This is a genomic window from Brachybacterium equifaecis (assembly GCF_023509525.1).
Lineage (GTDB): Bacteria > Actinomycetota > Actinomycetes > Actinomycetales > Dermabacteraceae > Brachybacterium > Brachybacterium equifaecis.
Genome location: NZ_JAKNCJ010000001.1, coordinates 151,701 through 171,150, shown reverse-complemented (window position 1 = coordinate 171,150; position 19,450 = coordinate 151,701). Strand labels below are relative to the sequence as shown.

20 protein-coding genes and 1 pseudogene are annotated in these 19,450 nt (G+C 69.4%); 6 read left to right on the top strand and 15 right to left on the bottom strand.

The annotated features are described in order from the left end of the window. Positions 1 to 9: 9 nt before the first annotated feature. The 5 genes from Bequi_RS00810 to Bequi_RS00790 form a co-directional block, all read right to left on the bottom strand. Entirely contained in the window at positions 10 to 558 is a 549-nt protein-coding gene (locus tag Bequi_RS00810; protein WP_249736091.1) for an NYN domain-containing protein, read from the bottom strand. 155 nt (positions 559 to 713) lie between these two features. Continuing rightward, positions 714 to 1,766, bottom strand: a complete 1,053-nt coding sequence (locus tag Bequi_RS00805) for an NAD-dependent epimerase/dehydratase family protein (protein WP_249736089.1) — start codon at positions 1,764 to 1,766, stop codon at positions 714 to 716. Positions 1,767 to 1,875: 109 nt separating this feature from the next. Continuing rightward, the gene (locus Bequi_RS00800) at positions 1,876 to 3,138 is read right to left on the bottom strand and encodes an MFS transporter (protein WP_249736088.1); all 1,263 of its coding nucleotides are present in this window, start codon (positions 3,136 to 3,138) and stop codon (positions 1,876 to 1,878) included. Next, on the bottom strand, positions 3,135 to 3,761 hold the full coding sequence (locus Bequi_RS00795) for an NUDIX hydrolase (RefSeq protein WP_249736087.1): 627 nt from the start codon (positions 3,759 to 3,761) through the stop codon (positions 3,135 to 3,137). The genes Bequi_RS00800 and Bequi_RS00795 overlap by 4 nt, the downstream gene beginning before the upstream one ends. A 94-nt stretch (positions 3,762 to 3,855) precedes the next feature. Next, positions 3,856 to 4,200 carry a DUF2200 domain-containing protein gene (locus Bequi_RS00790; protein ID WP_249736086.1) on the bottom strand — a complete coding sequence of 115 codons (345 nt, stop codon included), beginning with the start codon at positions 4,198 to 4,200 and terminating at the stop codon, positions 3,856 to 3,858. Positions 4,201 to 4,242: 42 nt separating this feature from the next. Here Bequi_RS00790 and Bequi_RS00785 point away from each other — a divergent pair, with 42 nt between their 5' ends. The 3 genes from Bequi_RS00785 to Bequi_RS00775 all read left to right on the top strand — a co-directional run bounded on the left by Bequi_RS00785 (position 4,243) and on the right by Bequi_RS00775 (position 6,190). Further along, positions 4,243 to 5,016, top strand: a complete 774-nt coding sequence (locus Bequi_RS00785) for a class I SAM-dependent methyltransferase (RefSeq protein WP_249736085.1) — start codon at positions 4,243 to 4,245, stop codon at positions 5,014 to 5,016. Continuing rightward, a complete protein-coding gene (locus Bequi_RS00780) occupies positions 5,013 to 5,513 on the top strand; it encodes a GNAT family N-acetyltransferase (protein WP_249736084.1) in 501 nt (166 codons plus the stop codon). The genes Bequi_RS00785 and Bequi_RS00780 overlap by 4 nt, the downstream gene beginning before the upstream one ends. A 62-nt stretch (positions 5,514 to 5,575) precedes the next feature. Beyond that, a complete protein-coding gene (locus Bequi_RS00775; protein WP_249736083.1) occupies positions 5,576 to 6,190 on the top strand; it encodes a class I SAM-dependent methyltransferase in 615 nt (204 codons plus the stop codon). Here Bequi_RS00775 and Bequi_RS00770 read toward each other — a convergent pair. After that, positions 6,187 to 6,498, bottom strand: a complete 312-nt coding sequence (locus tag Bequi_RS00770; protein WP_249736082.1) for a hypothetical protein — start codon at positions 6,496 to 6,498, stop codon at positions 6,187 to 6,189. The genes Bequi_RS00775 and Bequi_RS00770 overlap by 4 nt on opposite strands. 76 nt (positions 6,499 to 6,574) lie before the next feature. On the opposite strand from Bequi_RS00770, the gene Bequi_RS00765 reads away from it, so the two are divergent. Next, positions 6,575 to 7,129 (top strand): DUF3626 domain-containing protein, encoded by a 555-nt coding sequence (locus Bequi_RS00765; protein WP_249736081.1) that lies wholly within the window; start codon positions 6,575 to 6,577, stop codon positions 7,127 to 7,129. Here the strand turns inward: Bequi_RS00765 and Bequi_RS00760 are convergent. After that, positions 7,109 to 8,419 (bottom strand): ISL3 family transposase, encoded by a 1,311-nt coding sequence (locus Bequi_RS00760; protein WP_249736079.1) that lies wholly within the window; start codon positions 8,417 to 8,419, stop codon positions 7,109 to 7,111. The genes Bequi_RS00765 and Bequi_RS00760 overlap by 21 nt on opposite strands. Positions 8,420 to 8,564: 145 nt before the next feature. Here Bequi_RS00760 and Bequi_RS00755 point away from each other — a divergent pair. Next, positions 8,565 to 8,945, top strand: a pseudogene (locus Bequi_RS00755) (DUF3626 domain-containing protein); the annotation flags it as partial. 399 nt (positions 8,946 to 9,344) lie between these two features. Here Bequi_RS00755 and Bequi_RS00750 read toward each other — a convergent pair. The 8 genes from Bequi_RS00750 to Bequi_RS00715 all read right to left on the bottom strand — a co-directional run bounded on the left by Bequi_RS00750 (position 9,345) and on the right by Bequi_RS00715 (position 18,649). Then, the gene (locus Bequi_RS00750) at positions 9,345 to 9,686 is read right to left on the bottom strand and encodes a metal-sensitive transcriptional regulator (protein ID WP_249736076.1); all 342 of its coding nucleotides are present in this window, start codon (positions 9,684 to 9,686) and stop codon (positions 9,345 to 9,347) included. A gap of 25 nt (positions 9,687 to 9,711) precedes the next feature. Continuing rightward, on the bottom strand, positions 9,712 to 11,841 hold the full coding sequence (locus tag Bequi_RS00745) for a heavy metal translocating P-type ATPase (RefSeq protein ID WP_249736075.1): 2,130 nt from the start codon (positions 11,839 to 11,841) through the stop codon (positions 9,712 to 9,714). A gap of 66 nt (positions 11,842 to 11,907) precedes the next feature. Beyond that, positions 11,908 to 13,101: an FAD-dependent oxidoreductase gene (locus Bequi_RS00740; protein ID WP_164736293.1), complete on the bottom strand. Its 1,194-nt coding sequence runs from the start codon at positions 13,099 to 13,101 to the stop codon at positions 11,908 to 11,910. A 73-nt stretch (positions 13,102 to 13,174) separates the two neighbouring features. Beyond that, positions 13,175 to 13,438 carry a YHS domain-containing protein gene (locus tag Bequi_RS00735; protein WP_126988730.1) on the bottom strand — a complete coding sequence of 88 codons (264 nt, stop codon included), beginning with the start codon at positions 13,436 to 13,438 and terminating at the stop codon, positions 13,175 to 13,177. A gap of 36 nt (positions 13,439 to 13,474) precedes the next feature. Continuing rightward, entirely contained in the window at positions 13,475 to 15,691 is a 2,217-nt protein-coding gene (locus Bequi_RS00730) for a heavy metal translocating P-type ATPase (RefSeq protein ID WP_139017729.1), read from the bottom strand. Positions 15,692 to 15,796: 105 nt separating this feature from the next. After that, a complete protein-coding gene (locus tag Bequi_RS00725) occupies positions 15,797 to 16,747 on the bottom strand; it encodes an Ig-like domain-containing protein (protein WP_249736074.1) in 951 nt (316 codons plus the stop codon). After that, positions 16,744 to 16,959, bottom strand: coding sequence for a heavy-metal-associated domain-containing protein (locus Bequi_RS00720; protein WP_126988729.1), 216 nt, complete (start codon positions 16,957 to 16,959; stop codon positions 16,744 to 16,746). The genes Bequi_RS00725 and Bequi_RS00720 overlap by 4 nt, the downstream gene beginning before the upstream one ends. 124 nt (positions 16,960 to 17,083) lie before the next feature. After that, positions 17,084 to 18,649 carry an MFS transporter gene (locus tag Bequi_RS00715; protein ID WP_249736073.1) on the bottom strand — a complete coding sequence of 522 codons (1,566 nt, stop codon included), beginning with the start codon at positions 18,647 to 18,649 and terminating at the stop codon, positions 17,084 to 17,086. A 168-nt stretch (positions 18,650 to 18,817) separates the two neighbouring features. On the opposite strand from Bequi_RS00715, the gene Bequi_RS00710 reads away from it, so the two are divergent. Next, positions 18,818 to 19,444 (top strand): TetR/AcrR family transcriptional regulator, encoded by a 627-nt coding sequence (locus tag Bequi_RS00710; RefSeq protein ID WP_126988727.1) that lies wholly within the window; start codon positions 18,818 to 18,820, stop codon positions 19,442 to 19,444. Positions 19,445 to 19,450: the final 6 nt, after the last annotated feature.

Here is a 19,450-nt window from a genome sequence, read left to right as displayed (position 1 = left end):
GCTCTCGCCTCAGATGAACTCGAGCGGATCGAACTCGTCGATCTCGATGACGCGCATGCGCGGCAGCGGCGTGGTGAACGCGCCGACGGTGTGCTCGAGATCGAAGAACTCGACGTCGGGGATCTTCCGCAGCTCGGAGGAGAGGAACTCGCTGAAGCCGATCAGCGCCGTGCGGCGGCCCGGGGTCGCGGCGAGCGCGGCCATCTGCGGGGCGAAGTCGGAGTCGTGGCTGACCAGCGCCACGTCGGCCTCGCGCGCCTGGAGCGCCTCCGCGGTGCGCTGGATGCCGATGTCGACGACCTTGCCCTCGCCGCGCAGCATGATCGGCTGGTAGCCGATGGTAACGAGCGCCTGCACGAACGGGGCAGGCATGTCGCCGTCCACCGCGAGGAAGAACAGGCCCTTGACGGGCTGGTCCCACTGCCGGCCCATGAAGGAGAGCAGCGTGTTCCAGCGCGGTCGCTCCTCCGGCTGGGGGCGGCGGCGCAGGATCGACATGCCGATGGTGGCGTCGATGTTCTCGCCGTCGACGAGCAGGTACGTGGAGCGATCACTCATGGCCTCGAGGGTAGCCCCCTCGCCTGCGGGTGCCGGAACCGGCTCGGGTGGCGATGCTCCGGCGGCCGATGGGGCCGCGGCTGCCTTCCCTGATGCGATCGCCGTCGGCGGCTCCCACGCGGCAGGAGGTCCGACGGAACGGCCGGCGCGGCGGCTCATTCCCAGGGATCCCGCGAGCGATGGAGCGCGTTGCCGAGGCCCCCGTCGTCGGCGAGGTGCGCGATGACGGAGCCGAGGGCGGTGACGGCGTCATGGCGCGGCATCCAGCCCAGCTCGCTGCGCGCGCGCTCGGTGGACATCACCGGCGTGGCCATCGCCATGTCGATCCAGCCCGGATCCGTCGGCACCAGGCGCAGCGCGTACGCGGCGCTGAGGGCCGCGCGCATGAGCGGCACGGGCACCGGCAGCCAGCGCCGGGCGCCCAGCGCGGTGCCCATCGCATCGGGGCCGACGACGGGGTCCGTCGCGATGTTGAACGCGCCGCTCGCGCCCTGGCGGACCACCTGCCAGTAGGCCTCGGCGATGTCGTCGGCGTGGACCGTCTGGGTGAGCAGGCCTGCGGGCCAGGGGAGCATAGGGAGGCGGCCGCCGGCGAGAGCGCGCAGCAGGGGGCGCGGGGCGAGGGAGCCCAGGAAGTAGTCGCGGATCTCCGGGCCGGCGTCCGCCTGGAAGATCAGTCCCGGGCGCAGGCGCGCGATGCGTATCTGGGGATGCGCCGCGCCGACGGCGTCCAGGACGCGCTCCACCTCCGCCTTCTGCCGCCCGTAGTGCGAGCTGGGGGTGCCGAAGACCGGGTAGTCCTCGCTCTGCGGGCTCGCGGGGCCCGGCGCGCCGTCGGCCCGGCCGTAGGCGCCGACGCTCGAGGCGACCACGAGGTGCGGGACGCCCGCGGCGGCTGCGGCCTCGAACACCCGGCGCGCACCGTCGACGTTGGTGGCGCGCAGGAAGGCCTCGTCGCGGTTCGGGCGGATCGCCCAGGCGAGGTGGACCACGGCGTCGGCGCCGCGGAGCAGCTCCGTGAGCCGGCCGGCGGAGGCGGGCTTGGAGATGTCGGCGCGCTGCCACTCGACGCCGTCATAGGGCTCCCCGGTGCGGTCGGGGCCGCGCCGGGAGATGCCGAGGATCGAGGTGACCTCCTCGGCGCTGTGCAGCCTGCGCAGGAGGGCGGTGCCGACGTTGCCGGTCGCTCCGATGACGGCGATTCGCATGAGGGGCCTTTCGGACAGGGCAGCCTCAGGGCTGCGCAGCGGTGGTGGTCGGCAGGCTACGACGCGTGCCTGAGGATCCCCAGGGCTGCGCCCGGGCCTCGGCCCCGGGTCAGGGGACGGGATGCGCCGCCGGTCCGCCGGGCAGCTGCCGCACGGAGCGGGACAGGAGCGGCAGCAGCAGAGCGATCACGAGCACGCCGGTTCCCACGATGATCGCGGCCTGCACCCCCGCCGCAGCGGCGATGGCCGGGGCGAGCAGCTGGCCGACCGGGACGGAGGCGAAGGAGGCGAGCATGTCGATCGAGGCCACGCGGGAGAGCGCAGAGGCCGGGATCTGGTGCTGCAGCGCCGTCTCCCACAGGATCGCCTCCAGCGCCGAGCCGACGCCCGCGAGCAGTGCCAGGGGCAGCAGGAGCTCGAGCCGCGGGGCGAGCGCGAGCGCGAGGAAGGCTCCGCCGTAGGGCAGGGCGAGCAGCTGCGCCCAGATGAGGGGGCGCGAGGGCGTCCAGCGGTAGGCGATCGGCCCGGCGAGCAGGAGGCCGGCGGCGCGGGCGCCCAGCACCAGGCCCCAGCCCGAGGCCCCGATCGAGCCCTCGGCCACGACCGGGCCGAGCACCAGCCAGATCCCGCCGATCAGCAGGTTCACCGCGAAGAACGACGCGGAGACGATCCACAGCCAGCGGCGCGAGACGAACTCGGCCCAGCCTTCCCGCAGATCCGCGAGCATGCTCGCGGTGCGCTCCGGGCGGCCCTCGGTGCGCAGCCGAGTCAGGAGCGCTGCCGCGAGCGCGAGGCAGGCGGCATCGATCGCGAGCGCCCAGCCGGCGCCGGCGGTCGCGACGAGCAGACCGCCGATCGTCGGCCCCAGCAGACGGGAGGCGCTGCGGGTAGTGGTGCGCGCCGCGTTCGCCGCACCGATCGCAGCGGCAGGGACCAGCTCCGCGATGATGCCGCGCAGAGCGGGGGCCGTGAACGCGGCGGCCGCGCCGTTCGCGGCGGTGACCGCCATCAGGAGCACGAGGTGGCGCCGGTCGGCGATACCGGCTGCGGCGGCGAAGAACCACAGCGCGGTCAGGGCCTGGGTGAGGGCGGCCGCGAGGTGGGTGAGCACGAGGACCCGGCCGCGGGGGAGCCGGTCGCCGATCACCCCGCCGAAGAGCAGCAGCGCGAGCATGGGGACGATGTTCGCGGCGAGGACCAGCGAGAGGTCCTCGATGCGCCCGGTGACGCGCAGGATCCCGAAGCTCACCGCGACTGGCGTCATCGCGCTGCCGAAGAAGGAGAGGGTCTGCGCGGCGAAGAAGCGGGTGAACGGCGGCGTCCACGGAGAGGGGCGCGGCGCCGCGCGGTGCAGGGGTTCGGGGCTGCTCACGAGCGGGAGGGCGCGTCGGGCGGCAGGGGCGGACGCACTGGGGCTGCGCTCCCCGTCGCCGCGCTGCCAGCAGTCGTGCTGCCCGCTGTCGCGCTTCTCGACGCCGCGCGCACGGCCGCCGCGAGGCGCGTCTCGAGAGCGGCGGGGATCGCGCGCGGGAGCGCGTCCAGTGCGAACCAGCGCACGGCTTCGCTCTCCTCGCTGACGGCGATGGCGGCCGACCGGTCCAGGATCGCGGTGAAGCCGACGTCCCAGTGCGCCGCGCAGCGGAAGCCCCCGTGCAGTTCGTGGCGGTCGAGGTCGGTGATCGCGGTGCTGGCGAGAGCGAGATCCCGGACGCCGGATTCTTCGCGCGCCTCCCGCAGAGCGGCGCCCGCGATCGTGGCATCGCCGGGCTCGATGTGCCCGCCGAACTGGACCCAGAACTGCCCCTTGCGGTGGAAGCACAGCAGCACCTGGTCGAGGCCGGGGGAGAGCACGAACGTGGAGGCGGTGATGTGCTCCGGACCGCCGTCGCGGCGCACCGCGTCCTCCCCGCGGGTCTCGAGGAAGCCGAGATAGGCGCTTCGCTCCGGAGAGGAGGGGAGAGCGAGCAGGCGCTCGCGGAGGTCGGGGAGGATCACGGGGTCACGGTAGCCGAGGCGGCGGCCGAGGCCGCTCCGACCGGCGGCGCGCGGGGCGGGCCGTGCGGGGCGGGCGCGCAGCCAGATCTCGGCGTCAGCCGCGCAGGACCTTCTCCATCGGGTGGCCCTTCGCGAGCTCGTCGACGAGCTTGTCGAGGTAACGGATCTTCCGCATGAGCGGATCCTCGACCTCCTGCACCTTCACCCCGCACACGGAGCCCGTGATGAGGGAGGAGGCGGGGTTCAGGTCGGCAGCGGCGAAGAAGTCTTCAAAGGTGGTGCGATCCTCGAGGTGCTGATCGATCTGGGCGTCGGTGTAACCGGTCAGCCAGCGCATCACCTCGCGCAGCTCCGCGACCGTGCGCCCCTTCTTCTCGACCTTGGTGACGTAGTGCGGGTACACCTCGGCGACGGGCATGGTGAAGATGCGGTGGGCCATGGCGGCGAGTGTAGGGGCCGGGCATGTGGGAGGGTCGAGGCCATGAGGAGCTTCGAGGAACTGGTGCTGGAAGCTGAGCAGGCGGACGTCGACGGCTGGGGGTTCGGCTTCCTGGAGGGTCGCGCCACGGAGGAGCGCCCGTCGTGGCGGTACGTTCGCCTGCTCGCAGAGCAGCTCGGGGCGGCGAACTGCGCACTGGACCTCGACACCGGCGGCGGGGAGGTCCTCGCAGAAGCGCTCGGGATGGCGGCGAGCAGTCCTCCTCGCATGGTCGTAACCGAGGCCTGGCCGCCGAACGCCGCCCAGGCTCAGCGGCGCCTCGCGCCCTGGGGCGTCGACGTGGTGCGCACCGCGCTCGGATCCTCGGCGCTGCCCCTGCCGGACGCCTCCTTCGACCTGGTGACCGCCCGCCACCCCGTCGCCCCGGACTTCGCCGAGATCCACCGCGTGGTCGCGCCCGGCGGGACGTATCTCGCCCAGCACGTCGGCGCGGCCTCGGCCTTCGAGCTGATCGAGGCGATCCTCGGGCCGCTGAGCCCCGAGCACTACCTCGGCCGGGACGCGCAGCGCGAGGCGCAGGCCGCACGCGAGGCGGGCCTGGAGGTGATGGATCTGCGGACTGCCCGTCTGCGAATGGAGTTCTTCGACATCGGCGCGGTGGTGTGGATCCTGCGCAAGTGCGTGTGGTGGGTGCCGGATTTCAGCGTCCCGGCGTACGAGCCCCAGCTGCGGGCCCTGGATGCGCAGATGCGGGCGGGGGAGCCGTTCCTCGCGCACTCGACCCGGCACCTGCTCGAGGCGCGGCGGCCACTGTGAACATCCGGCTCGCCGAGATGGGCGATGTCCAGGCCCTGCCCGCCATCGAAGCCGCTGCGGGAGAGGCCTTCCGCGAGATCGGGATGGCGGACGTCGCCGATGACCCGCTCCCCGATACCGACGACCTCGCCCGACATGTGGGGGAGGGCCGCATCTGGGTCGCAGAGACGGCTGGGGAGGTGGCCGGATACGCGCTCGCGGTGCTGCGCGACGGGCAGGCCCACCTCGAGCAGGTCAGCGTGCACCCGGACCATGCGCGCACGCGCGTCGGCGCGCAGCTCATCGGGGCCGTGCGGACCTGGACCCTCGAGCGCAGGGACGAGCAGCTCAGGCTGACCACCTTCACGGATGTCCCGTGGAACGCTCCCTACTACTCCCGACTGGGCTTCCGGCCCCTTCCGGATGCCGAGCTCGGCCCGGAGCTCACGGCCGAGATCGGCGAGGAGCGGCGCCCATTCAGCGCGCCCCGGACGGCGATGGGTCTGCGGCTGCCGTGAGCCTCGCGACGGCCCGGGTCGGCACGACGCAGGGGGTTAACGCAGGGGGTTAACATCGCGTGATGGGCACCACCCCGACCAGGGACAGCGACTGGCAGTCCTTCAACTCCGCGCGCGCCCGGACCGGGGGCGTGCGGCCGCTCGCCCTCAAGGCGCTGGATGCGCTGGCCGCGGGCCGTGATGGCATCGCGGGACTGCATGCCGTCGAGCTCGGATGCAGTGCCGGACGCGAGACGAGATACCTGCTGGAGGAGGGTCTGAGCGCAGACACCCAGGACATCGATCCGACGGTGGTTTCGGAGCTGTCCCGGCTGTCCGAGCTCGGCACGCACACCCATCGGACCATGCCGATCGAGGAGTGGGACCCTCTGCCCCCGGCCGATCTCGTCCTCGCGTGCGCGTCCCTGCCGTTCGTCCCTCGCGAGGCGTTCCCGCTCGTGTGGTCGCGGATCCGGGAGGCGCTGCGGCCCGGCGGGATCCTGGCAGTCGACCTCTTCGGGGATCGGGACACTTGGGCGTCGGCAGAGGGCACCTATCTCTCCGAAGAGGAGGTCCGGGCGCTGCGGACCGGTCTGGAGATCGTCGAGCTCGAGGAGCGCGATGAGGACGGTCGAGCCTTCTCCGGTCCCAAGCACTGGCATGCCTTCACCGTGATCGCCCGCCGCTCTGCGGACTAGGACGCTGAGGGGTCCGCAGCGTCGTTCCCCGGGGCAAGAGCGCTGAGCTTCTCGACGAACTCCGCCGCGCGCTCGGGTCCGGCGACATCGGTCAGGGTCTCCGAGAACCATCGGAGCCAGATCTCGTCCACCGCAGCCAGGTCGATCCTGCCGTCTGCGAGCAGGTGATCAGCCAGGGACTGCGCCTCCGGGGTGTACTCGTCCGCGGGGAAGCCGCCGGGCCTGCCCGGTTCGAGGCCGTAGACGTCGAGCTCGTCGAGCAGCACCTGCGTGGTCATAGGGGTGGGAGTGTCTGTCTGCTCCGGCATGTCAGGATCGTAGACCTCGAGCCCCGGCACCTGCCCCGGGAGGCGATGGGAGGGGTCGGATCGGTAGGTTGGGCCTGTGAGCGACGCGAGCGTGTGGGCACGGCGAGCCATCGCCGCTGTCGAGAGGCGGTGCGGCGGCCGCCCCGTGGACCGGTCGCTGCGGATCACTCTCAACTTCCACCCGGACCGAGCCGCCGGCGATGGGCGCGCCCGCTCGAACGTCCTGGAAGGCCTCCACGACGATGGCGTGTACCGCTCCCAGTTCGAGACCGGCACCAGCAGCGGCGGCCTGACCGCTCAACCCGGCGGAGACAGGTGGCTGTGGGAGCGAGCACTGTTCGAGGGCGCCTACGACGATGCCCCCGCCGTGGAGCGGCCCAAGTACGGCGCGCTCGACCACCGCAGGCGGCCCCTCGGCGGCGCACCGCGATTCGGCTCCGCGCATGTGCGGCTGCGTGAGCACATGCTCGACCGGGCGACATTCTGCTTCCCCGACTCGGCGTTCAGCCCGACGCGCTTCGCCACCGCGCAGCACTTCGACCTGCTCCCTCTCGCGGATGCGCACGACGCGGCCCTGGAGCTCGACCCTGTCGACGAGCGCTATGACGGCTCATCGCATTTGAGGGTGTAGTCGTGGTCTGAAGCCCCCGGTCTCGAGGAGGCTGCGGGTGATGTAGTGGGTGAGGTTGCGGAAGCCGAGGGCGGAGCCTCTGAGGTGTTCGAGGCGGCCGTTGATCGCTTCTGTGGGGCCGTTGCTGGTGCGGGGGTTCTCGAAGTAGGCCAGGATGTCCTCGCGGCGGCGGTGGAGGGTCCGTCCCAGGCGCGCGAGCTCGGGCAGCTCGGCGGGGACCTGGTGGGCGAGTTTCTCGATGACCTCCCGCATCATGTGTCTGCCTCGGCCAGGGTCCGACTGACGATACGAGGCGACGATCTTCTGGTAGAAGTCCCAGACGATCTCCACCGCGGCATGACGGTCATCGGCGAACAGGCCGGTGATCCGGGCGTCCTGCTTCGCGGTCAGCAGGTTCACGCCGGTGTGGAGGACCCTGCGGGCCTGGAAGAGAGGGTCGCCCGCGCGCCCGCGGTGCCCGCAGGTGGCCTGCTGGATCCGCTGGCGGCACCGGTCCAGGCCATCGCCGGCGAGCTGGACGACATGGAACGGATCCATGACCGCGACCGCGCCCGGGAGGACCTCCGCGGCAGCGGTCTTGAAGCCGGTGAACCCGTCCATCGCGACGATCTCGATCCCATCGCGCCAGGCGGCCGGGCGCGCTCCCAGCCAGGACTTGAACACCTCTTTGGAGCGGCCCTCGATCATGTCGAGCAGGCGCGCCGGGCCCGTGCCGGCCCTGTTCGCGGTGAGGTCCACGATGACGGTGACATACCTGTCCCCGCGGCGCGTATGCCTCCAGACGTGCTCATCCACCCCGATCGCGCTCACCCCCTCGAAGCGGGAGGGATCCCCGATCAGAAGCCGCTTGCCTTCGGCGAGGACCGCGGTGTTCGCGGTGTGCCAGGCCACGCCGAGACCCGCAGCGATCCGAGAGACGCTCAAGTGGTCGATGACCAGGCCCGCCAGCACCCAGGCCAGCGCGGTGCGGGTGAGCTTCGCCCGCGGCTCCGCAACGCCCCGAGTGTCCTCCCGCCATCGGCGACCGCAGTGCTGGCAGCGGTAGCGACGAATCCTCAGCAGCAGCATGGTCGGGCGGTGTCCGAACGGCACATGGGCGAGGCGCCTGGCGATCGTGCCCCGCGAAGACGCGCGAGCACCACAAGCCCGGCACCACGGATCCGTGTCCGTGAGGCGGCATTCCAGGACTGCCCCGCCCTGCTCGAGGAGCTGGCCCGTGCACACCAGTCCGAGCCCGTCCAGGGCCGCGAAGGTCGTCAGGTCAGGACAGTTGAAGGTAGCGTGGGGCATGTCGAGGTCTTCCCGATGGCGAGCGTCAGAACTTCCATCATGGGGAGACCTCGACGTCTACCCCCGCAACGACGCGCCCCAACCCCGTCCCTGACTCGCCCCCGGCGCTACACCCTCAACTGCGAAGAGCCGCTATGACCCTCTCGACGGGTACGTCGAGGCGCAGATCCACGGTCCCATCACCGTGACCGACGACGTCGAGGCCCTCGTCCTGGATCCCTGCTATCGAGGCACGCCGATCGAAGAGCAGGCCCTCCGGCTCGCGGTGCCTGTCGAGTGGCACGAGGGCCGTGTTCTCGACGTGCCTGCACTCGACGCCCACCAGGACTATCGCGGCCCTGCGCCTGTGCAGCTCGGCCATCGCATCGTCGAGCGCTTCGGCCTCGAGACGATCGACGCCGCGGTCATCGGTCGCGCCGCCCGCAGCGGCGAGATCGACCCGCAGTCCCTCAAGCAGCTGTGGCACCTGACCGCGCAGTGGGGAGACCCCCGACCTTTCGAAGTCCTCCGGTCACGCATGTTGTAGGTTCTCGCGCGATCTGTCAGAGGTGCAGCGCTGTGACCTGCGGTGCGACAAGTGGGGCACGTGCCCGGATTCTCACTAAGTTGTCCAAATCCTCAGCTTGCCTGCGCTGTAGCGCTGCCGCGACCTGCGGGAATGTGTCGAAGCGCCTCCGTGTCGGTCCCTGGGTGACACGAAAGTGAGAACTGGCCAAGTTGGGCGAGAACCTACAAGGGCTGTAGGTTCTCGCGCGATCTGACAGGGGTGTGGCGCTATGACCTGCGGCGCGGCAAGGAGGACATCTGCACGAATTCTCGTGAAGTTGTCAGATTCTTCGAGGTGGTGAGTGAGGACCGCAGGAAATCTTGCTGGCTCCGAAGCTGTGCAGTTGATCGACTGGATTGTCGCTGGCGGAGGAATGATTCAGGACTTGACGAGGCGCTTGATCGCCTCGAAGGCTTCCTTGAGCTTGGCCTCGGCCTCGTCCCCACCTTCGCGGGCTGCATCGAGGACGCAGTGACGGAGGTGGTCGTCGAGTAGGCCCAACGCAACATTCTCGAGAGCGCTGCTCAGGGCAGAGATCTGGGTAAGGATGTCGATGCAGTAAACGTCCTCTTCGACCATTCGTGAGATTCCGCGGGCTTGACCCTCGATCCGCTTGAGTCGATTGAGGTAGCGGGGCTTGTCCTGGATGTAGCCATGAGGGCCGCTGTGGCAGGCCTGGCCCTCGGCGGAGCTGATACTGATATCAGGGGTGGTGGTCATGAGTGTTTCCGTTCTGTGAGCGGGATCAGCGTCGGTCACGCAGGGCGGCGACAGTTGCTTCCGGGCGCAGGTCGAGGCGTCGCAGGAGCTGGGCGTTGAGCGCGACGACGATGGTGGACAGGGACATGAGGACCGCGCCGACGGACATCGGCAGCACGAACCCGATCGGGGCGAGGATCCCGGCCGCGAGCGGCACTGAGATCAGGTTGTAGCCGGCTGCCCACCAGAGATTCTGCTTCATCTTCCGATACGCGGCGCGGGAGAGCTCGATCACCGAGAGCACCGAGCGAGGATCGGAGCTGGCAAGCACCACGCCGGCGGAGGCGATCGCCACGTCGGTGCCGGCACCGATCGCGATGCCGACATCGGCCTGGGCGAGGGCGGGAGCGTCGTTGACGCCGTCGCCGACCATCGCGACCTTCTTGCCCTCCTTCTGGAGCTGGGCGACCTTTGACGACTTGTCCTCGGGTCGCACCCCGGCGAAGACGCGGTCGATGCCGAGCTCGCGACCGACGCTGTTCGCCACGGCCTCGGCGTCACCGGTAATCATCACGACTTCGACGCCCAGGCTGTGCAGTGCGTCGACGGCCTCTCGGGATTCGGGGCGCACCTCGTCGGAGAGCTTGAGGCCGCCGATGACCTCGCCGTCCCGCAGCACGTGGAGGATGATCGCGCCCTCCTCGCGCCAGGACACGGCTTCCTCGATCTCGCCTGCGCCGGTCTCCTCGAGCAGGCGGGGCCCGCCCACGCGGATCTGATGGCCATCGACCTGGGCGCTCACGCCCAGAGCCGGGGTGGAACTGATGTCAGTGCCGGTGGGGACCCGCACGCCGTCGGCCTGTGCCTTGCTGACGATGGCACGCGCCAGAGGGTGCTCGCTCTCTGCCTCAGCCGCAGCCGCCAGTGCCAACACCTCCGCGGCCTCCGCGTGGCGAGGGATGACCTCGGCGAGCACGGGCTCGCCCTTGGTGAGGGTGCCGGTCTTGTCAAACAGGACCGCGTCCACCGTGCGCATGGCCTCCAGAGCCAGACGGTCCTTTACCAGGACTCCGCCGCGGGCGGCCCGCTCGGTGGCGATGGAGACGACCAGCGGGATCGCGAGCCCCAGCGCATGGGGGCAAGCGATGACCAGGACCGTCACCGTGCGAACGACGGCCTCATCTGGCATCCCGAGCAGAGACCATGTGACCGCGGTGATCACGGCAGCGCCGAGAGCGAACCAGAAAAGCCACGCCGCAGCGGTATCCGCGATGCGCTGGGCCCGGGACGAGGAGTTCTGCGCCTCGGTGACCAGGCGCTGGATACCGGCGAGGGCGGTGTCGTCGCCCGTGGCGGTGACTTCGATGCGGAGACTGGAGTCGGTGGCGACGGTGCCCGCCACGACGGAGTCTCCGGTGGAGCGCGTCACTGGGCGAGACTCGCCGGTGACCATGGACTCGTCCACGTCGGCGCGGCCTTCCCGGATCGTGCCGTCGGCCGGGACGCTCGCCCCGGGGCGGACGAGGACGAGGTCGCCTCGCTGCAGCTCGTTGGGCGAGACGCTCACGAGCTCGTCGCCGTCGATGCGTTCTGCCATGTCCGGCAGCAGTGCGGCCAGAGAGTCGAGCGCGGAGGTGGTCTGGGCGAGGGAGCGCATCTCGACCCAGTGGCCCAGCAGCATGATCACGATCAGCAGGGCGAGCTCCCACCAGAAATCGAGCTGGTGGTCGAGGATCCCGAGAGTCGCACCCCAAGAGGCGATGAACGCGACCGTGATCGCGAGCCCGATCAGGAGCATCATCCCGGGCTGACGGGAACGGATCTCGGAAACGGCGCCGGTGAGGAACGGGCGGCCGCCCCAGATGTACATGACTGTGCCGAGAACCGGGGCGATCCATAGAGCGCCGGGGAACTCGGGAACGCTGTACCCGAGCAGCATCGCGAACATCGGCGAGAACACGACAACTGGGACCGCGATGATCAGGTTGATCCAGAACAGCCGCCGGAACTGCCCGACGTGGTCCCCGTGCCCGGCGTGGCCCCCGTGCCCTGAGTGACCCTCGTGTCCCGAGTGGTCTCCGTGAGTTCCGTGGTCGTGATGCGCCTCGGGTGCGTCGTGCTCAGCAATACCGGTGTGGGCGCCATGAGGCGTGGGGGAAGGATGAGAGTGCTGCATGCCGGGTTCTCCGTGGTCGTGACGGTGTGGGTGGTTGCCAGCGTTCATGCACCCCACCATATACCCCTAGGGGGTATGTGTCGAGGGGTCGGATTCTGCTGTCAACATCGGCGTGATCGAGGTGTGGAGGCGCGGCACGAGAGCCATCACGTCGGGGCCGGAGTCCAAGCCGCTGACTCCGACGAGCCGACCCGCTCGGTCGTGGGTGAGAACGAGGGGGCTGGTAGAGAAGGCGCGCGAATTCCCGAATCGGCCTGTGTGTCCAGCAGCGAGATAGAGGTGCTGGTGGATCTGTGCGCTGTAGAGGGCGCGGGGTCGGTAGGGCCCGGGGGCGTCCGCGCGCCCGAGCGAGGCCAGGACGCTGCGTGCGGCGTGCGCGCCCTGTGCCTCGGCGTCGCTCCAATGATCGATGCGCCAGGTTGTGCCGTCAGTCTCGTGGACCGCGACGCCTCCTGCGGCGTAGACGTTCTCGTGGTCACGGCTGCGCAGCCGAGAATCGACAGCGATCGCTCCTCCCCATGGGGAGGGGGAGTGCGGGCGCGTTCCAAGGGCGGTGATGGCCAGGTCCGCGGCAATGACGCGGCCGTCGGTGAACTCGGCGTGCAGCTCGCTCTCGACGAGCTCAAGGCGCGTCAGCGCGTGACCGAAGTGCGTGTCGACAGTGTCCCGATGTGCCTGGGAAAGCTGTCCTGCGACCTGGGCGCCGAAGGCGGTGGCCCCGGGGATGGGCGACGAGGCAGCGAGCGTGACCCTGCATCCAGCGTCGCGGAGGATTCCCGCGGTCTCGGCTCCGATGAACCCTGCCCCGTAGATCAGGACCCGCGGGGAGGGCGTGCGGTCGAGGACGCCGCGCACACGGAGCGCATCGTCCAGGGAATGCAGATGCGTCACCCGTCCGCTCTCCAGGGCGGCAGGGCTGGTGATACCCGGAGGCAGGGCGCGTGGCACGCTTCCCGTAGCGACGATCAGCGCGTCATAGTCCACGCGGGCTCCAGAGCGCAGGTGAACGGTCTGCTCTTGGGGGTCCACCGCCTGGACGCGATCCCGGACTGGCGGAGCGGACAGTACTGGCAGATGTGCGTGATGGGGTTCGAGGAGGCCGGTGGCGACAGCCTTGTTGACCAGAGTGCGGTTATACGGGGTGGTTTCCGTATCGATGATTGCGGTTGTAGTGATCTCTTCGTGCTGGGCGAGTTCCCGAACGGCGGCCGCCCCCGCAGCTCCTGCACCGATGACGAGAACGTGTGTCGTGTCGGGCATTGCCGAGCTCCGATCTATATGGGGGAGGGGGCGCACTGCCTGACAGTGGCCCCCTCCCGCTGAGCGGTGGTCCTCAGGCGGCGACGTACTTCTGCGGGTCGGCATCGAACAGGGGACCGCACCCGGCGCAGCACAGCCAGTAGCGGGTGCCCTCGTAGTCGCGGTACAAGCCCGCGGCCTCGGCGATGCTCTTGACGACGGGCCGGCCTTCCATCACCGGACAGGTGGCCATGTCGTCCTCCGCGGCGCCCATCAGGTTCGGGCGCCCCTCGGACTCCACGGAGGAGTGGGAGGTGTGGCCGCAGCAGCTGGAGGTCTGGTCGGTCGTGTCGTTCATGGGGTTCCTTCCATAGTGGTTTCGTGCGGGGAGGGGTCAGTTCTTCGCGATGGAGGTGAAGCCGCGCAGGCGCAGGCTGTTGCCCACGACGAAGACGCTGGAGAAGGCCATCGCGGCGCCGGCGAGCATGGGGTTGAGCATGCCGAGCGCGGCGATGGGGATCGCGGCCGTGTTGTAGGCGAAGGCCCAGAACAGGTTGGTTTTGATGGTCGAGAGGGTCTTGCGGGACAGGCGGATGGCATCGACGGCGCTGCGGAGGTCGCCTCGTACCAGGGTGATGTCGCTGGCCTCGATCGCGACGTCGGTGCCGGTGCCCATCGCCAGTCCCAGGTCGGCCTGGGCGAGGGCAGGTGCGTCATTGACGCCGTCGCCGACCATTGCGACGGTGCGGCCCTCGCGCTGGAGGCGGGAGACCACATCGACCTTCTCCGACGGTAGGACTTCGGCGATGACCTCGTCGATGCCGACCTCAGCGGCGATCTGGCGGGCCACGGCCTCGTTATCGCCGGTCAGCAGGACCGGGGTCAGACCCAGCGCCTTCATCGCGGTGACGGCCTCAGCGCTGGTGGGCTTGACCGTGTCGGCGACCACCAGGATTCCCCGGGCGATTCCGTCCCAGCCGATGGCGACGACGGTCTTGCCCTGTTCCTCGGCCTCCGCCTTGGCGGCGGCGACCGCGGGGCTCAGGGCCATCTGCGTCTCGGCGAGGAGGCTCTCTCGGCCGACGACGACAGCCCGTCCTTCGACGGTGCCGCGTACACCCTTGCCCTCGACGTTGGTGAAGTCCGAGAGTGTCGGGAGTTCGCCGACCTCCTGGGTGGCGCCCTTGGCGATCGCCTGGGCGATCGGGTGCTCGGAGGAGTCCTCAACGGCGCCGGCCAGTCGCAGCAGCTCGGCGCGATCGGTGCCTTCATCGGTGACGACATCGGTGAGGGTCATCTTGCCGGTGGTGACGGTGCCGGTCTTGTCCAGCACCACGGTGTCGACCTTGCGGGTGGATTCGAGCACCTCGGGTCCCTTGATGAGCACACCCATCTGGGCTCCGCGGCCGGTGCCCACCAGCAGCGCGGTCGGGGTCGCCAGACCCAGCGCGCAGGGGCAGGCGATCACGAGCACGGCGACGGCTGCAGTGAAGGCCGCGGTGACGGGGAACCCGGCGCCGAGCCACGCCCCGAGGGTCAGCGCGGCGACCAGGATGACGATCGGCACGAAGATCCCGGAGATGCGGTCGGCCAGGCGTTGGACCTCGGCCTTGCCGGTCTGGGCGTCCTCGACGAGCTTCGCCATCTGAGCCAGCTGGGTGTCGGAGCCGATGCGCGTGGCGCGGACCACGAGGCGTCCGCCGGCGTTGACGGTGGCGCCGGTGACGGCGTCCCCCTCACTCACCTCGACGGGAACCGACTCCCCGGTGAGCATGGAGGCGTCGACCGCGGAGGTGCCGGAGACGACGGTGCCGTCGGTGGCGATCTTCTCGCCGGGGCGGACGATGAAATCGTCACCCTCTACGAGATCGTCGATGGCGATCTTCTGCTCCTGGCCTCCGCGCAGCACGGAGACTTCTTTCGCGCCGAGCTCGAGCAGGGCGCGCAGTGCGGCGCCGGCCTGGCGCTTGGAGCGCTTCTCGAAGTAGCGGCCGGCCAGGATGAACATCGTGACGCCCGCGCCGACCTCGAGGTAGATGTTCGCCGCACCGTCGGAGGGCGCGATCGTCAGCTCGAAGGGGTGAGTCATGCCTGGGGTGCCGGCGGTTCCGAAGAACAGTGCGTACAGGGACCACAGCAGGGCGGCGGAGGTGCCCATCGAGATGAGCGTGTCCATCGTGGCTGCGCCGTGCTTGAGGTTCGTCCAGGCCGCCTTGTGGAACGGCCAGGCGCCCCACACGATGACCGGGGCCGCGAGCGCGAGGGAGAGCCACTGCCAGTAGGGGAACTGAATGGCGGGGATCATCGCCATCGCGATGACCGGGACGGTCAGCGCGACCGCACCGATCAGCCGGTGGCGTAGCGAGGTCAGCTCCGGGTCGGAGTCCTCCTGATCGTCCCCAGGCGTGTTCGCTGAGTCCTTGCCGGTGGTGGGCTTGGGTAGCGCGGCGGTGTAGCCGGTCTTTTCGACTTCACTGACGAGCAGCTGCGGATCGTAGCCCTCTGGGGCCGTCACCTTGGCTTTCTCGGTGGCGTAGTTGACGGTCGCGGTGATGCCGTCGAGCTTGTTGAGTTTCCGCTCGATCCGGTTCGCGCAGGATGCGCATGTCATGCCGCCGATTTCCAGCTCGATGCCGGCCTCCGCGATGAGCGGTGCTTCGGTGTTCACTCCAGGTCCTTTCCGATCTGTTGCGACGGTCGATCCGGCCCGGAGGGGTCAGTGACCGTCCGGGTGCGCATCGGCGCTCTCGTTCTCGGTGCCCTGCTCCGCCTCGACGATGAACTGCGCGGTGTGCACCTCGCCATCGATCTGGAAGTCCAGATAGAGGTAGTAGCGGCCGGCCGTAGGGGCCTCCGCCATGAAGGAGATCTCCGGGCCGGAGGTCTCCCCGGCAGCCGGGTCCTCGCCCTCGGCGTGGACGTGGAGGTACTCCATATCGCCCTCGCGCAGGGCGACGAGATGGCCGAAGGCGCCGAGGTAGGGCTCCAAGGTGGTCACCGGAGCGCCGTCCTGGGTGACGCTCAGCGTGAGGTCGCTGGATGTCCCGGCAGTCAGCTCTCCGTCCAGAGTCACCTCGAACCCGTCGACCTCGTCCTTCGCGGAGAGGGGACGGTCGGTGACCGGCGTGAGTTCGCCGGCAACGTCAACGGTTCGCGACAGCGTCAGGGTGTCCTCGCCGTCGCCGGTGGGGGCGAAGTCGGCGTAGATCTTGTACGTACCGGCTTCCTCCCACTTCCAGGGCAGGGACCAGCTGCCGGTGGATGGGTCCAGCTCCGGGTGCACATGGCGGTACTGGGTGCCGTCGGTGCGGACAACGATCAGGTGCATCTCCTTCTCATGAGCCTCCTGATACTCCGTGACGGGGCTCCCGTCGGGCCCGGTGATCGTGTAGGCGAGCTCTCCGGCCTGCTCAGCGGACTGCGGAGCGGAAACCTCGGACAGCACGTATCCCTGCGATGACATCGATACTCCCTTCTGCGGTGCGGCCTCGGGCTGCGTATCCGCGCCTCCACCGTGGTCGGGATCGTCGTACGATGTGTCGGCTGCCTGCGCCGACCATCGCTCGACGACCCGGTCCGGGACGACGGCGCCGGCTGCGACGAATGCGCCGCCGAAGGTCACTGCGATCGCAGCGCCGTAGGCGATCAGTCGTCCCGCGGCATTCATCGGGTCTTGACCGCCGAGTAGCCGGCCTCCTCGACCGCGGTGAGGACCTGTGCGTCGTCGAGGGGCTCCTCGGAGGTGACGACGAGGCGGCCCGTCTGGGCGCTGACCTGAATGTCAGTCACCCCGGACAGCTCGCCGACCTCCTCGCGGACGGACATCTCGCAGTGCCCACAGGTCATTCCGGTCACCTGATACTCGTTCGTCGTCGTCATGGTCGTGCTCCTCTCAATTTGTATACCCCCACGGGGTATCTTTCCAGGGTTGAGGCTATACCCCCTCCCGGTACCACGCAAGGCCTGTGGCTACGAGTGCCGGGCAGCGGCTCGCCGGCTCCACTCACCGCACGGATTCCTCGGCGGGCCTCGATTCGGACGCGGACTCACCGGTGGGTCGGATATGGCGCAACCGCGTAGCGGCAATGAGTGCGGCGAGAGCGGCGATGACAGCGGAGACCATGCCGGCGGTGTTCAGCCCGCTGGTGAACGCCTGTTGCGCCGCGGTGGTCAGGGCTGCGCCGACCGCGTCGGGCAGCTGTCCCGCGGTGGCGAGGGCTCCATCGATGCCGGACTCCGCGGCGACCGCTGCTTCTGCTGGCACGCCGTCGGGCATGGTGTCGGCGATCTGGCCGCGGTAGGTGGCAATGCCAATGCTGCCGATGACCGCCACCCCCAGGGAGATGCCCAAGTCGTTCACGGTGGTCGCCAAACCGGAGGCGCCGCCGGCCTTCTCCGGCGGGACCGAGCTGACGACCAGTTCCGTCGTCAGCGCCATCGATGGTGCAACCCCCGGGTATGTGACCACGAAGCTCGCGATCACGAGTGCGAGGCCCGTGCCGGCGTCCAGCTGCGTGAACAAGATGTACCCGACGATCTGCGTGAGCAGGCCGAGCGCGATCACGTTGCCAGGACGGAATTTCCGGGCCAGCATCGGGGAGAGGGTGGAGACGACGATGAGGACCGCCGCGGCGGGGATGATCGATAGCCCCGCCTGCATCGGCGAGAGCCCCTGAACCTGTTGCAGGTACTGGGTGAACAGGGAGTACACCCCTCCCAATGCCGCAGCCGACAGGAGGAAAACGGTGAGCGCTCCACTGACGGTGCGGTTGGCGAACAGTCGCACATCCAGTAGAGGGTGTGTGGCGCGCAGCTGCCGGATCACGAACCATAGACCGATCAGCGCTCCGGCGACCAGCAGTCCGATCGATGGCCCGACCGGCTCCTGGGTAGCGAAGCGCTTGATGCTGTAGATGATCCCGAGTAGCGAGGCGACGAGAAGTAGGGCGCTGAACAGGTCGATCTTCGCAGTACGATCCTTGTGCTCAGGTAGGAGCAGCGGGGCACCGATCGCGACCAGCGCCATCACCGGGACGGCGACTAGGAAGGTCGACTGCCAGCCGAACGCCTCGAGCAGGAGCCCGCTGAGCAGGGGGCCGAGCGCGACACCTGCGGAGATGCCGCCGGCCCACACCCCGATCGCGATTCCGCGGGCCTTCGGGTCGGCGAACAGCACGAAGATCAGCCCGAGGGTGGAGGGAAGCATCATGGCTCCTCCGAGCCCGAGAACGGCTCGCCAGAGGATCATCAGCTCCGGGCTCGTCGTCAGCGCCGCGGCGATCGAGACGATCCCGAACACGATGGCGCCGAGAACCATGAGTCGGCGCTTGCCGACGCGGTCGCCGAGGACGCCCATCGCGACGAGGAACCCGGCCATCACGAACCCGTAGATGTCGAGAATCCATAGCAGCTGTGCGCTCGTCGGGATCAGGTCCGCGGCCATGTTCGGGGCCGCGAGGAACAGGATCGTCAACATCATGAACAGCAGCGTGGAGGGGATCACGAGTACCGCAAGACCCCACCACTGCTTCGCCCCCGTCCGGGGTACAGGTGCATCCGCTTCAGACATGGCGCACCTCGTTCGTCTCATGCTTCTTCATTCTCATGGCCTCTGGCCCTTCCGTCCTTGACTGCGTTTCCGTGGGGTGGGACCCCACAACACCGAACTCGAACATCGGTGTACGGGTTACAACCGATAGAGTAACCCATACATTCCCGTACGAGTTAGAGGTGTAAGATGCCGAACGTCAAGGGCACGACCGCAGCAGGTGAACGCGGCAAGAGCGGTCTGGCGGTCAATCAGCGAGTCGACGCACAGCGCAACCGGGCGAAGATCCTCGCCGCCGCGCCGGTCGCGCTGCGCAAGAACCCGGACGCTTCTGTCGCCGACATCGCCGCCGAAGCCGGCGTGGGCCGCATGACCCTGTACGGGCACTTCGCCAACCGCGCGGCACTGATCGATGCGACCCTCGCGGACAGCCTCGAGCAGGCCGAGGACGTCCTCGGGAACGTACCCCTCGACGGGGACCCAGCGGCAGCGCTCGAAGCCCTCATCGCGTCGAGCTGGTCTCTCCTGGAACGTGTCCGCTCTGTGCTCGTGGTGGCACAGCGCGAATTGCCGTCAGCGCGTATCCGTGAGATGCATGAGGTGGCCGAGGGGCGCATGCAGGGTCTCTTCGAACGCGGACAGCGTGAAGGGGTGTTCCGCGCAGAGCTTCCGGTCAGCTGGCTTCTCGCCGTCACCCATCTGGCCATGAACGCCGCCGCCGAAGAGGTGACCGCTGGACGGATCGAGCGCAGGGACGCGGCCGACCTCATCATCGGAACCCTGCTCCCAGCCTTCACCGCCTCCGAAGGACGCTGACGGCCA